This window comes from Streptococcus hyointestinalis (genome assembly GCF_011039275.1).
Taxonomy (GTDB): domain Bacteria; phylum Bacillota; class Bacilli; order Lactobacillales; family Streptococcaceae; genus Streptococcus; species Streptococcus hyointestinalis_A.
The window spans coordinates 1-13,698 of sequence record NZ_JAAKGB010000003.1 but is presented as its reverse complement, the minus strand read 5'-3'; the positions used below and the strand labels follow the sequence as shown (position 1 = coordinate 13,698).

Annotated in this window: 10 protein-coding genes and 6 pseudogenes; 6 read left to right on the top strand and 10 right to left on the bottom strand. The window is 35.9% G+C overall.

The window, feature by feature from the left end:
• Positions 1-208 precede the first annotated feature (208 nt).
• From G5B60_RS11240 to G5B60_RS11230, 3 genes are read right to left on the bottom strand one after another with little or no spacing between them, the layout of a single operon-like run.
• Positions 209-634, bottom strand: coding sequence for a hypothetical protein (locus G5B60_RS11240; RefSeq protein WP_164684304.1), 426 nt, complete (start codon positions 632-634; stop codon positions 209-211).
• Positions 606-1,319: a hypothetical protein gene (locus G5B60_RS11235; protein ID WP_164684303.1), complete on the bottom strand. Its 714-nt coding sequence runs from the start codon at positions 1,317-1,319 to the stop codon at positions 606-608. Before G5B60_RS11235 ends, G5B60_RS11240 begins: the two co-directional genes overlap by 29 nt.
• Positions 1,273-3,384 (bottom strand): Eco57I restriction-modification methylase domain-containing protein, encoded by a 2,112-nt coding sequence (locus G5B60_RS11230; protein ID WP_164684302.1) that lies wholly within the window; start codon positions 3,382-3,384, stop codon positions 1,273-1,275. The genes G5B60_RS11235 and G5B60_RS11230 overlap by 47 nt, the downstream gene beginning before the upstream one ends.
• Before the next feature lie 280 nt (positions 3,385-3,664).
• Here G5B60_RS11230 and G5B60_RS11225 point away from each other — a divergent pair, with 280 nt between their 5' ends.
• The 5 genes and pseudogenes from G5B60_RS11225 (at position 3,665) to G5B60_RS11210 (ending at position 6,800) form a co-directional block, all read left to right on the top strand.
• Positions 3,665-4,363 (top strand): S24 family peptidase, encoded by a 699-nt coding sequence (locus G5B60_RS11225; protein WP_164683132.1) that lies wholly within the window; start codon positions 3,665-3,667, stop codon positions 4,361-4,363.
• 208 nt (positions 4,364-4,571) lie between these two features.
• Positions 4,572-4,703 (top strand): hypothetical protein, encoded by a 132-nt coding sequence (locus G5B60_RS11655; RefSeq protein WP_260663587.1) that lies wholly within the window; start codon positions 4,572-4,574, stop codon positions 4,701-4,703.
• Between the two features lie 3 nt (positions 4,704-4,706).
• Positions 4,707-6,119, top strand: a pseudogene (locus G5B60_RS11220) (Y-family DNA polymerase).
• A gap of 23 nt (positions 6,120-6,142) precedes the next feature.
• Positions 6,143-6,520, top strand: a complete 378-nt coding sequence (locus G5B60_RS11215) for a hypothetical protein (RefSeq protein ID WP_164683134.1) — start codon at positions 6,143-6,145, stop codon at positions 6,518-6,520.
• Positions 6,507-6,800 carry a DUF5960 family protein gene (locus tag G5B60_RS11210; protein ID WP_164683136.1) on the top strand — a complete coding sequence of 98 codons (294 nt, stop codon included), beginning with the start codon at positions 6,507-6,509 and terminating at the stop codon, positions 6,798-6,800. The genes G5B60_RS11215 and G5B60_RS11210 overlap by 14 nt, the downstream gene beginning before the upstream one ends.
• Before the next feature lie 217 nt (positions 6,801-7,017).
• Here G5B60_RS11210 and G5B60_RS11205 read toward each other — a convergent pair whose 3' ends face one another.
• From G5B60_RS11205 to G5B60_RS11190, 4 genes and pseudogenes are all read right to left on the bottom strand, one after another.
• Positions 7,018-7,434, bottom strand: a complete 417-nt coding sequence (locus G5B60_RS11205) for a hypothetical protein (protein WP_241154567.1) — start codon at positions 7,432-7,434, stop codon at positions 7,018-7,020.
• A 14-nt stretch (positions 7,435-7,448) separates the two neighbouring features.
• Positions 7,449-8,559: pseudogene (locus tag G5B60_RS11860) on the bottom strand (recombinase family protein).
• Between the two features lie 266 nt (positions 8,560-8,825).
• Positions 8,826-9,164, bottom strand: coding sequence for a Cd(II)/Zn(II)-sensing metalloregulatory transcriptional regulator CadX (cadX, locus tag G5B60_RS11195; RefSeq protein ID WP_143934994.1), 339 nt, complete (start codon positions 9,162-9,164; stop codon positions 8,826-8,828).
• Between the two features lie 11 nt (positions 9,165-9,175).
• Positions 9,176-9,718, bottom strand: a pseudogene (locus G5B60_RS11190) (CadD family cadmium resistance transporter).
• Between the two features lie 235 nt (positions 9,719-9,953).
• Between G5B60_RS11190 and G5B60_RS11855 the strand changes: the two are divergent.
• Positions 9,954-10,031: pseudogene (locus tag G5B60_RS11855) on the top strand (IS3 family transposase); the annotation flags it as partial.
• A 131-nt stretch (positions 10,032-10,162) separates the two neighbouring features.
• On the opposite strand, the pseudogene G5B60_RS11185 reads toward G5B60_RS11855, so the two are convergent.
• The 3 genes and pseudogenes from G5B60_RS11185 to G5B60_RS11175 form a co-directional block, all read right to left on the bottom strand.
• Positions 10,163-11,400 (bottom strand): annotated as a pseudogene (locus G5B60_RS11185) (recombinase family protein); the annotation flags it as partial.
• Between the two features lie 16 nt (positions 11,401-11,416).
• A pseudogene (locus G5B60_RS11180) lies at positions 11,417-12,658 on the bottom strand (recombinase family protein).
• Between the two features lie 222 nt (positions 12,659-12,880).
• Positions 12,881-13,698, bottom strand: an 818-nt coding sequence (locus tag G5B60_RS11175; RefSeq protein ID WP_164684301.1) for a CHAP and LysM peptidoglycan-binding domain-containing protein, incomplete at its 5' end; no start/stop codon positions are given.

The window sequence follows — 13,698 nt, the reverse complement described above, 5'->3', positions numbered from 1 at the left end:
ATCTGTAATGATAAACGTAGCAAAATGACTAATTCACTTAAAGAGTAATAAAGAAATTGATTCTCCATCATATAATCTTCAAACTGTGAAATCGAATCTAAAAAATTGGAAATTTCAGATAGTATCTCGTTATCAATATTTTTATTCAAATATACCAACTCCTTCCGTTGTTGGTATATTAGCTCTTAAGATAAATTATATCAAGTAATTATTCAGTCTCATTACAGATATTTAAGTAATACTCATTCAATTTCAATAAATCAGAGTCATCGACGGTATTTTTCTCATAAATCGATTTTACCAAATCTGAAATTTTTTTATGATTTGGATCGTTTTCATCATATAGTGGAAGTTTGATTTTTAAATCAATTGATATGCTCCGTGTACTAAATGTACTTAGTATATAGTTTACTACCGGTGCATTTAGTACCCAATATATATACGCTTCTTCCTGAGTAATGTATAACTCTAACTCATTAGCAACTTTCTCCTCGGCTCGTAGCTTCCGTTGAGAAAAATACGGTGCATGCTTTGCTGGAATAGCAGTAACTGTATCACCCCAAGAAGTTCTCATTGGACCGAGGACTGCAGCAGCCCAATCACTATTATCTGAAAACAACTTTATACGGAGCATAGGTGTAAACTCCAATCTTACTTAATGAATAAAAATCATCCCCTTTTGCGATAGCCTTCGATCTTTCACTTTGTGCTCCGATTACATCTTTTTGGTTGACTAGATACTCCGCTAATCTATTTGAAGAATTGTATAAATCCACAATTGGTACCGAAGTAGTTTCAAGTTCATTGTATGGATAAATTGCATATTCATTTTGCCAGTTTATGTTGAATTTACTAATCATTGGCCCCTTAATTAGTGGGCGCACATATTTCGTTTCAATTTTTAGAGGACCACTATGGTTAACTTTATGAACTGTTCCTTTAGTTGTATCATTTTGAAAAATCCAATTAGATTTATTCGATGAAGTATTGTCGTCTTCCTCAATTAACATATAGACTTCTTTTGGAGTAAACTCAACACCAGATCTAGCTTTATATGAGCAGTACCCTACAATTTTAGAAAAATATTCAGCTTGACTACCATCTCTGACAAAAGTAAATCCTGATCTAGAGGAATCCACCTGAATTAATTTCCCCTCAACAAAGTCAAAATTTGATTTTACGCTTTCAAATGAATGTTCTAAATTGATAACACTCATTTTTTTACTTCCTCTTTTCTTAGTTACAAATTCTAAAGGAAGCCCTTGCTTGTAATCAACATAATCTCTCTTGTAAATATACGATAAAAATGCATCTTTCATATCTATAAAAGGGTGCCTGACTTTTCCCAATCAATACACTCTGAAGATAGAATCTTTCACCATTGTCCTCATCAATGATAAAATTCCTAAAGCCTTCATAGGAGTCTTGAGTTAGAATCGTTTTCGGCATTAAAAATGCCAGAACCCCTGTTTTTTTCAAGAAGTTTGTTGCTGTAACATGAGCAATCAATGCGCAGATGTTTAAAGAAATTGCTCCCATGTAAGTTTGACCACTAAACAGATGTCTATCAATTGAAATAGATTTAATTCTTTCAGCGTATGCACTTGGTAGAAATTCCCATTTAACCCACGGTGGATTCCCTACTACAATATCTACTTCCTTAATTGTAGTAATTTTGATGAAATTACCAATTACCTTAATCCATAGACCATTCCAACTATTTTTATCTAGTGCAATCATCTGATCTATCATGTCCCTAAACCTAACTTCCAGCATTGGATCAAGAGTACCAACATAGCTTTCTACGCTCTCTGATAAATACCTAAATAATAATTCCTCATTCCCTTCCTGAGCCATTTTGGCTAGGAAGCGTATTACTTTTGAGAACTTATCCTGATCCTCAACTAATTTTACTGGAAATACTGCATTGATTTCACTTTGAATACTAGACATATCATATCTGAAACACTCTACATTTCCAATACTCTCCTTAGTTGGTGTAACAGCTGAATCTCCTAAATACACAGGAATTTCAAACTCCACATCTTTAGTTAGAAGCGGAGAAACTGCTAATATATATCCTACTCTAGATGTCAATACACTTAAAGGATTTATATCAATTCCTTTTACTCTATGTAGAATTTGCTCTAATAACTCCTTCTTTTCTTGATTCGTATAGTTAACGATATCATTCTTAGCAATAATGCTTTGAATCATTGTTATCAGGAATACACCTGAGCCGCATGTAGGATCGACAGCAATATAACTTTCATCATTCTTAATTTGAGATACAGCTTCCTTAAGTAGACTATCCGCAAGCCATGCGGGGGTAAAATACTCTCCCAAAGAATGTCGCACCGCTTTTGGCATTATTTCAATATAAAGATCTTTAAAAATATCAGCTGAATTAATATTACTCTCCAATCCGAAAATAGAGTAGTCTTCGATTCTTGTAACAAGCTCCTTGATCAACTCAAATAACTCGTAATCCCATTCTCCATCCCATACATACCAGGAAAAAAAGTCACCTTCTAAAAGATTATGTATCCCTTGATCTGCAAAAGAATAACCATCCTCCATTTTTTGAAGAAATCTGTGTAACTGGTCTTCTTCAACTGAGGTTAAATCACTAAAGTACTTAATTTCTTCGAACGTAAATACTCTATGAACGATTTTACAAGCTATTAATTTAACAATTATCGCATACGTTGTTTGTAATGCAAATAATCCTCTATATTCAGCCTTTGGAGTATCAATTTTAATCTTAAATAGTGCACTTAATGCTTCTCTCCTTTTTGCAATATCTTGATTTTTCCCCATATCGGCTTCTGAAAGATGGAAGAGTTCTTGCCATTCCCTATGCAAAATATCAATCTGATCGTTTTCGTCAGAATTTGATAAGATTGAATATAACTTATTGGAAATTCGCTTTGTAAGACTATCTTCGTTTTCAAGAGAAAAATCCCTTACAATATTGTAAGAATTCAGTTGTTTTGAATCAGATGCAATAATCGCTTTAATTATTCTATCGAATGTCAAAACATCCAGTTCTTTAAAAGGAGTTGACCTGATTCCATCAATATTCTCAACAATTTCAGAAACTTTTTTTCCATCTGTAACGATCATTAGCGTTATATCAAAATTATCACGTAATTGTTTGTAATAGTTTACAAGCTGATTTTGTGCTTTCTCCTGGCTAGTTCCAGATGTTAAAACAGCAGGCCTTTTATATTCAACTAATAAACCACCATCCATCATGTCAATCCGACCAGAAAATTCAAAGCCAAAATCTGTTTGAGTGAACTCTTTTTTTTGATTATCTGGTACTCCAAGTTTTGTTAACAAAAAGAGATAAATTTCTTTTTCAAACGCAGAAGCAATCATACTCTCATTATCAGTTTGATGTACTTGTGATTTAATGCGTGAGATAGATTCTCCAAATCTAATAAGTATTCTTTTGAATCTAAATAAATAAGTTGTTGATTATTTAATTTCATACTGACACCTCTTTCATTAATATTGTATCACTTTTTGAGTGGACAGCAAGTAAAAAATATATTTTTATAGTGGACAATCAAAAAACGACATTTATGTAGATTAATTATTGATATTTCCTCAAAATCTAGTATAATTTGTTAAGTAATTACTTAACAAAAGAGGAGCTATGTTTTCAGCGAAACGTTTAAAAAAAAGAAGAAAAGAAAAAAATTTTTCTCAATCTGATATAGCAAAAAAATTAAAAGTTAATCGCTCTGCCTATCATAACTGGGAAAACGAAAAAAATATACCGAATCAAAAAAACCTTACTGCTCTAGCTGCTCTTCTTGAAGTGCCAGTTACTTACTTCGAGTCAGAGTACAATATTGTCAACAACTTCCTGCAGCTCAACGACTTCAACAAAGTTCTAGCTGAGGAATATATGGAGGACTTACTTCAAACTCAGCGTGAGGCTGAGCGTACGGTCATTAAGCTTTTTCCTATCAAGGTTCTGGACGATATTTCGCTATCTGCTGGTCCTGGACAAAGTTTTGCAGACGAATACGAGACTCGTACTGTTTACTCTGATGAGGAACAATATGGTTACGACTTTGCTACTTGGATCAAAGGAACTTCTATGTCTCCTAAATACTTAGATGGCGAGGTAGCCCTTATTCGTGAAACTGGTTTTGACTATGATGGAGCAGTCTATGCCTTAGTCTGGAATGAGCAGACTTACATCAAAAAGCTATACAAAGTTGAAGATGGTTTCCGAATGGTCTCCATCAATGAAGCAGGAAATCCAGAACGTTTCATTTCCAAAGATGATGATTTCCGTATTGTTGGTAAGGTAGTCGGACATTTCATGCCAATAGAAGGAGCTTAATTATGAAACTCAAGGATATTTTAGAATTAGGTACCTATGGATACAATCCAGAATGCAAAGTAGAATTTTCAACATGGATAACTTCGAAAACGTTTAGAGAATGAAGGTTTTGATGAAATTCTTATTCCAGACGATGAAGATTGCACTATTTACCGCTACGCTTTCTTAATCGAAGACTCCATTCTCATCGTAATGAAGGAGGAAGATAATGTCGGTTAAAGTGGAAATGATTTACATCAAAGATGACCGCATCTTATTCACTCCCTACTTAAAAGAATATGATATTACCGATTATGTACAAGAGCTAACCGAGGAACTCTCCAAACTTAAAGAGAGGTAATTTATGGGATATATCGACTATTCAAAAGAACCAACTTCTGATATTGCTTTCGTCGATATGAAATCATTCTATGCTTCCGTGGAATGTGTAGACCGTGGGCTAAATCCACTGCACACTTCTCTCTGTTCATGAGTCGTTCTGATAATTCTGCTGGGCTTATCCTCGCTTCTTCTCCTATGTTCAAAAAGGTCTTTGGCAAATCAAACGTTGGTCGGTCTTATGACCTTCCTTTTGATATTAGACAAGAAAATTCAGCTATCAAAACGCTTGGCGACAAGGAATTGAAGTAACACCCAAGTACAAGTCTTTCATCGAACACTGGGCTAAACGGACTCTTATCGTCTCTCCTCGTATGGATAGGTATATTGAGAAGAACTTGGAAATACAGCACATCTTCCAGAACTATGCTGCTCCAAATGATATTCACCCCTACTCTATAGATGAGGGCTTCATTAATTTAACTTCATCCCTCAACTACTTCATCCATGATAAATCCATGTCTCGAAAAGCAAAACTCGATAATCTATCAGCTATGCTCCAAAGAGATATTTGGAGAGAAACTGGTATCTACTCAACTGTTGGAATGAGTAATGCCAATCCGCTCCTTGCTAAACTTGCTCTTGATAACGAAGCCAAGAAGACTGTTACCATGCGAGCTAATTGGTCCTATGAAGACGTGGAGAGTAAAGTTTGGGCTATACCTTCCCTTACCGATTTCTGGGGGATTGGCAGTCGAACCGAGAAACGACTTCATAAACTTGGTATTAATTCCATTAAAGAACTGGCCAATGTGGATCCAACTACCCTTAAGAAAGAATTTGGTAAAGTTGGTCTGCAACTATGGTTCCATGCTAATGGGGTTGATGAGAGTAATGTACATAATCCCTATCAACCAAAAAGCCACGGATTAGGCAATTCACAAGTCTTACAGCGTGATTATCACAATCAAAAGGAGATAGAGCTTGTCTTATCTGAAATGGCTGAACAAGTTACCATACGCTTGAGAAAAGCCCACAAAAAAGCCACTATTGTTTCTATCCATATTGGATACTCAAATATTGAGATGAAGAAATCCATCAATGCACAGATGAAGATTGAACCTGCCAATCTGACCAAGACTATGGTCAAGCATGTTATCGAACTTTTCCGCAGCAAGTACGATTCTGGAGCAGTGAGACAGATTGGTATTTCATACAGTGGATTTGCTGATGAAAGCTATGGTTTGATTTCACTTTTTGATGATATGGAGACTATTGAAAAAGAAGAAAAGCTCCAAACCGCTATTGATTCAGTTCGAGAGCAATTTGGATTCTTAGCCATTCAAAAAGCCAATGTTCTTACCGAAGGTTCACGAAATATTGAACGTAGTAAATTGATTGGGGACACTCTGCAGGTGGCTTAGACGGACTAAAATAAATTGATTACAGGAGGTGTTACTTATGGTTGACCGTTCATATCTCCCTTGGCAATGTGCCAGAGAGTATCAAGACGTAGGCATGCAGAAATGGATGGGCTTCTTCCTATCCGAGCATACAACTGCTCTTGATACTGATGCAAGTAAGATTTCATATCTATCAGACTTAACTCTTGAAAATAAATTACTTTTAACCAGTCAACTTTATTCAAGTCAGCTAATAGCTCACTTCGACATGCTGGAGAATAATAAATCAGTAAGCTATGTTGGAACTGTGTCCGAACTAAATAAAAATAATCTATTGATAAAGACCAAATCAGGTTACATAAACGCTTCCTTCAAAGATATTCTTCACATCGGCTTGTTTGAGGAAGAACTGGAGGTGCTATATGAATCAGCTTGAGTTTCATCATAATGAACTTCAAATGGACTATTTCAGTGATAACTACAGACAATTTGAAGCTGACTTCTACCGCTACTCTGCTTTAGATACACCACTCACTTTCTTAACTGATGATATTTTGTTGACCATGGCAAAATCAAGAAAAAACTATTTTAAGCTCAATAAAGAGAAGGCTACCGATAGCCGCGATCACTACTTCATATTCATGGTAGAGCAACTCGAGGACAGTAAACTCACCAAGAAGTATATCTATCAAAAAACAGTCACGAATTTAAAATAAAGAGGAGCACTCAAATTGATGTGCTCCTTTTGATTCTATCATCTTTGTAAAGAATAATATTATCTCTCAAAAATAAAATTTGCAATCCGTCTTGCTGCTCGCTCCGTAGCTAACTCAATTTCAGTTTTAGTTCAAACACCCTTTGGATAGTTGACAAGTAACTTAGCTATTGGAAATTTACTGCCAATATAACCGTGACCACTAATAATACTATTCCTTAATTGTAGACTATTTTTACGGAAGTCAGGTAACTCTTCAAATTTAGATAGCTCAAAAACAAAAGCCTTATCTTCAGGTATGTGAATTCCCTCGATTTTGTAACGTTTGTCGCTTTCCACTCTGGCATGATATGAAGCAGAGTTTCTTTCAGATTCTTATTCATGACTTGAACAATCCCCTTTTGCTCACCCTCTGGTTTTGAAAACTTGAACGACCCTCTAGTTTTGGCACGACAAACTTGAATTCCCATAACCCTTGTTTCCTTATTGAAAGCAATCAAAACTTGAGCAGGATAATCCAACTCTTGAACAATCCCCTTACTAAAAGTAACAAAGTTTTTATTGATGGTCATGCTATAATCGAATGACGAACGCTCAACAGTTACTACTTCTAAATTAAAATCTTTAAAACGCATAATATTCCTCTTTCTTATTTAAATATTTCTTTGATGTCCTTAGTCTTCCAACTAGGATCAAGTACAACAAAATCCCTCAACTTACCAGTTTTGAGCTTCTTAACGTAGAGTTTAGGTGCAATAACTTTATTTGTAGATTTCGATTTTCTTCTTGGCAGTTTAAGAAGTTCTTGCACTAAATCCCATCTAGATTCTGGTATGATAGAGGGAATTCCATTTTTTAGACGATATTTGGGCTTCTCACCATTATTTTTGCGAGACTTATGACTAAAACAATCAACAGTAAAAGTCTTCTGCATGATGATTTCACCCTTATATTTCTCATTCTTGAGAATGTTATATATTGCTAGATTAGACCAATTATCCAAACCTGTGACTGTAGGAATATGGCTATCCATGAGTGACTCAGCAATTTCTCGAGCAGACATGCCGTCGATATATGAGTCGTAAATGAATCTGACAATTTTGGCTTCTGACTCATCTATCACAATTCGTCCATATTGGTCTTTTGTGTAGCCGAGCAAATTGTGAGTTGGAATTATTGGTATTCCTCTCTTGAAGCGTTCTATTACTGACCATGTAATTGACGCACTTTTTTGTTCACTCTCACCTTGAGCTACTATGGCCATAATACCAAGAATGAATTCACTATTCGTATCAAGTGTATTCAAGTTTATATCTTCGATATATTCCAACTGGAGGGGATAGTGCCTTCAACTCTCGGTAAATACTAATGAAATCTAGCTGATTGCGAGCAAACCTGCTAACACTCTTAACGATTATCAAGTCAATCTTCCCACATCTACAATCATGAAGCATCTGTTGGAATTGTTCACGTCGTTTGATTGATGTTCCTGATGCTCCTTGGTCAGCATAGATTCCAGCCATTATCCAATCAGGATTACTATTGATTCTTTCAGTATAGGTTTGTTTTTGAAGTTCAAAACTACCTGACTGAGATTCGTCAAAAGTACTTACTCGACAATAGGCAGCAACACGCAACTTCTTAGTTTTAACATCTGTGAACTCTCGCTTTGCAGGAATAATTTCAACAGTTCTCTCAGATACAAATGCATCTCGAATTTTCTTCTGTTGACGAGTAATTTTAGAATTCCGTCTTACCATTAGTTTTACCTCCTTTCTAGAAATCTACATAATAATTATATATATTAACTACGTTTTTCTAAATTAGAAGATAAAAAATGACCTAACTAAAAATTAGGCCATTTATACTTGTAAATAGATTTAAAATTTTATGCCAAACTGGTACGAGAGAATGATTCCGCCCATCTAGAGTCTATGTAATATGTAATATGTAATACACACTTTAATAGACAACAAATGTCTACTAAGGTCTGTATGAATAAACTCAAAAGTAGTAAAAATAGTTGTTATCCTAGTTGATTAAAAAAATCTCTGATTTCCTCATCTTTTATAAAATAATATATAATTTTTCCCTCTCTTCTAGTGTCCAAGATATTTTGATTGGCTAGTTTACGAAGATGGTGGGAGGCAGATGCCATACTGAGATTTAGTAAACAGGCTATATCGCAGACACATAGTTCTTCAACAGCAAGGAGATAAAAGATGATATTTATCTGTTTATTATCGGTAAACTTTGATAAAATGCGAAGTGATTTTCGGACTTTTTCCTTTTCAAGGTAGTTCGTTGCAGTTGTAACATTTTGTTGATTTATAACATCCATTTGACAGATACTATCTTTTTTCATAATTTTTTCTCCTAGCCTAACACAGCCCATAGCATGTCAAAGCTGTTGTTTTCAATCAGGATATACATCCCCAATCCTAAATAGACAACGGCAATAAACCATCTGCTATATTTTTCCAAAGTTTCTCCAACAGAAGGGACTTGTGCTAATTTTTGGGCAGAAAAAACCAAGAGATAAATCATGACTAGAAAAGTAAGTAAAGTCACTATCAAATTCGCTAAATTTAAGGTGGTAAAATATGGGACAAAGACACCAATATTGTCAGCGCCACAACTTGCAAAAGTAATCATAGCGACTAGAAAAATCAGGTTTTTATTGTCTTTTCGCAAACCATTTTGCAATAGCTTCTCCATCAGAATCTCCTAAAAGCAAAACTTTGAGCCTAGGAAAATTGGAATCAAACCGAGTAAACCTAAAATCTCTTTACTAGGAATATAATTTAAGACAAATGCAAAAAGCAAACTTAGCAATATTAGACTAACGGAGCCTAGAAATTGTCCTAAATAGATGTTGATGATGTCTTTTCTGCTTTTTCTTTTGGCAAAAAATAACATTAGGATAATAAGTAAGTCTACGGCTGTCCCAGAATACAGGATTATTGAAGTAACAATATTTTGAATCATAAAACACCTCATTCAAATATATTTTTGAATGTATTCTAACATTAAATTTTATAGATGTCAACTTAAAATCCACCAATTAATAATTGCATGTCAATATTTGTATTGTGTAGTTTCAGAAATATATTGTAATTCAAATTGTAGAAAATTACATCAAATATTATAATGAAAAAGAATCCAACAAAAATTGGGCTACCTGTCTCCGGTTGAATACCGGAGACAGGTAGCCCTAGGGTGTTTTTATTAAATTCTCACTTTTTTGGGGTCAGTCCCACGATCGTTGATTGAGCTTAAAACTATTTCGATTTATGAGCCATTGGAAATCTCGTATGATGTATATATGTCTAATTACAAACATTAACTAGAGTAATAGCCTAGTTACAAGTCTACCTCAGTTCCTTCTAAAAATCTGACAGTTATCTGTCCATCCTCCACAATTGTAATACTATCCAATGCCTGACACATCTCATACGAATCGAATTCCCAGGATGGCTTGTTTATTATATCAGCCAACTTTGTACTATAATGCTTTTCTAGCGGACGATTTTCTTCTAGAATCTTATTCCACTTCCCATGCAACAGATCCACGTTCTCACTCAATAGTTCTACAGCCATTACTACGGCTTTCTCTAACGTTTCTTCATCAATATGGTTATTCTGACAGCCAATCTGTCCTTTGACCCTATATCGATTGTTACATTGCCAAACCTTGCGTTTACCTCGACTGGTGGTCCAGTTCTTTCGACCAAAGGCTGAACCACATTCTTTACAGAACACCTTAGTTGTAAAAGGGTTATCGTCATTTTGCATGATATAGGACTTGAGCTGATGCTCCTCTCGGTAGGCTTTCCTCCTTGCCAATTCCAACTGTACTAATTCCCAAATGTCTTTGTCAATAATAGCTTCATGGCTATTTTCTACATAGTACTGGTCAACCTGACCGTCATTTTGAACTCGTTTCTTAGTCAAAAAATCAACCGTAAAAGTCTTTTGCAATAGGGCATCACCTTTATACTTTTCATTTTGAAGCATTTTCTGTATAGCACTTGGATACCAGTTAGCCTTTCCAGTCCAACCAGGTATTTCATTGTCATTCAAATATTTAGCTATGGACTCAGGACTATACCCCTCTAAGAATTTCTCGTAGATAAATTTGACAGTTTCTGCTTGCTCTGGATTGATGATAAGTCTACCATTCTCATCCTTGTCATAACCCATGAACTTAGTGGTATTCACACGAACTTCACCACGTTCAAACTTCTTACGAATCCCCCAAGTCGCATTCTCTGATATGGAACGTGACTCATCCTGTGCCAAGGAAGAAAGTATCGTCAACAGAACCTCACCTTTCGAATCTAGGCTATCAATATTCTCCTTCTCAAAAGTTACCCCCACCCCAAGTTCCTTCAACTCACGGACGTACTTAATGCAGTCTAGGGTATTTCTGGCAAATCGACTGATTGATTTAACAAAATCCTATCCACCTTACCTACTCTACAATCTTGTATCAAGCGATTGAAGGCATCACGTTTTTTAGTATTGGTTGCTGAGATGCCCTCATCCGCATAGATGTCAACTAACTCATAGTCCTCGTGTTTGGAGATATACTCTCGGTAATAATTAACTTGGTTTTCATAACTTGATAGCTGTTCTTCTTGGTCGGTGGACACTCGAAATATGCGGCTACCTTGATTTTCTTCCTGACCTGATGCAGAACGCTGGTCTGCACTTTCTTGGCCGGAATAACTGTAATACTTTTCCCCATTTCTATCCCTTTCTATTACTGTAATTGGTGAGGTTATCACCCAATTTGAAATATCTACTTCTGGCACTCGCATTCCCTGACAGGCTACTTTTCCCTCTTTTATATATTTGGAACAGCACCAAACAATTTTTTTCTTATAGGAAACTTGTCTCTTTAAAGTCGAGCCACAATGCTGACACTTTAACAAACCTGTAAATTTATAGGTTTTTTTTCTACCTTGTTGCCATCTTCTACTATTTAGCTTATCTTGGACTCTTTGCCAATCTTCTTTTGAAATAATAGCTTCATGATTATCTTCTATCAAGTATTGTTCAAGTTCTCCTTGGTTCATTTTTTAGGACCATTCACACCATCATGGAAATACTTCTGCAGTAAGACTGAACCTTTGTATTTTTCATTGCTTAACATTTGACGGATTGTGGTGTCATGCCATTTAGCACCTGTAACAGTCGCAACTCCCTTTTCATTTAACTGTTTGGCAATACGATGTGTACCATTTCCTACAAGGTAAAGTGCAAATATTTCCCTTACTATTAAGGCTTCTTCTGGATTGATAATCAACTCACCGTTTTCGTCAACATCGTATCCTAAGAATCGCTTGGTGTTAATGACCAGCTCTCCTCGTTGGAATTTCTTCTGAAAAGCCCAACGTTGATTGCCACTCATACTCCTTAACTCGTCCTCGGCAATACTAGCTAATACTGAAAGCATCACTTCCCCCTCACTTGAAAAAGGGTATGAATGTTTTGCTCCTCAAAGAATATGTCTACTCCTATTGCCTTCAGTTCACGACTAATTTCAAGAACTGTAACCGTATTTCTGGCAAAGCGTGCAATTGACTTGGTATGAATAACATCAATCCTACCTCTACGACAATCTTCAATCATAGCTTGAAAATTTGGACGATTATCTTTAGAACCAGATATACCTCTGTCATGATAAACACCCATAAAATCAATATCGTCTCTATTGGAATACAGATTTTCAAAATACTGCTTCTGATTTTCTAATGAATCTAACTGACTTCCATTAGTCGTCGAAACTCGAATGTAGGCACAGACCCTCTTTCTATGTTTTTGTCTATTGACTCTAATCTTCTTTACGGACATTTACTCTCCTTCCTATGTAATGGCACACTATATATCACTCTAAAAAGGAAATTAGTCAAGTTATCAGACCAACTAATTCGACCTGATACATTTATGCTATAGTTCATGAAATACAAATATTCCTCCTACCTTACTAGGTAGGTTTGCGAGTAATTTTTCCGCACTTATTGAAAAAAAGGCAAAAAAATAAAGCCTGATGTTTCCACCAGGCTAATAACATAATTATGAAATTCTAAACCAACCTACAATTTTACCGAGTTTAACTGTTCCAGTTGAATCGTAGAGTGAGCCATCCGCCATCCATTGACGTTTCACACGACGAGTGATACCACCGCCACCAATTTCCAATTGGTCATTGATACCGTTCATATTATGGTCAGAATAACCATCAATATTCTGTTCCACACCATCAATACTTTTTCCATCTGAATCCGTCACACAGACACCAATGTGACCATATACCAAACCATCCGTCTGAATGACATAAAAATCACCTGCTTTAGGATTCACACCCCAAGCATCGTAGATTACTTGGAAACCATTTGATTTTGCTTTTTTCAAACAATCAATGGCGTTCGTATAGGACATATTTTTATCCGTAAGTTCTTGAACAATCTTATCCACCAAGGCAACACACTGTCCACCATAAGGGTTAGATGAAACAGTCACCTTTTGACCGACCTTAGATAAAGCGGACGCAACCACACGACTTGCAACACTGGTTGGAATAGCGGGTGTTGTCCTTGAAGCTGCGTTGACCTTTAGAGTTTGTCCAACTTTTAAAATATCCGTCTTCTTCAAGCCATTTACCGCTAGAAGAGCATCAACTGTTAAACCAAACTTCCGAGCGATTCCATAATAGGTATCGCCTTTCTGTGCTTGATAGGTCTGCTCACTATGGCCTTTAGTTGTTCCTTCTACATCCTGCTCAAGCACCCATGACTTGATTCCATCAAGTAGATATGCTCTCTTACTGTTGGACTGGTGAACATTCTTCACTTGGAGGATTTTGTAGGTGCGCCCCTTGACCCAGTTGGCGA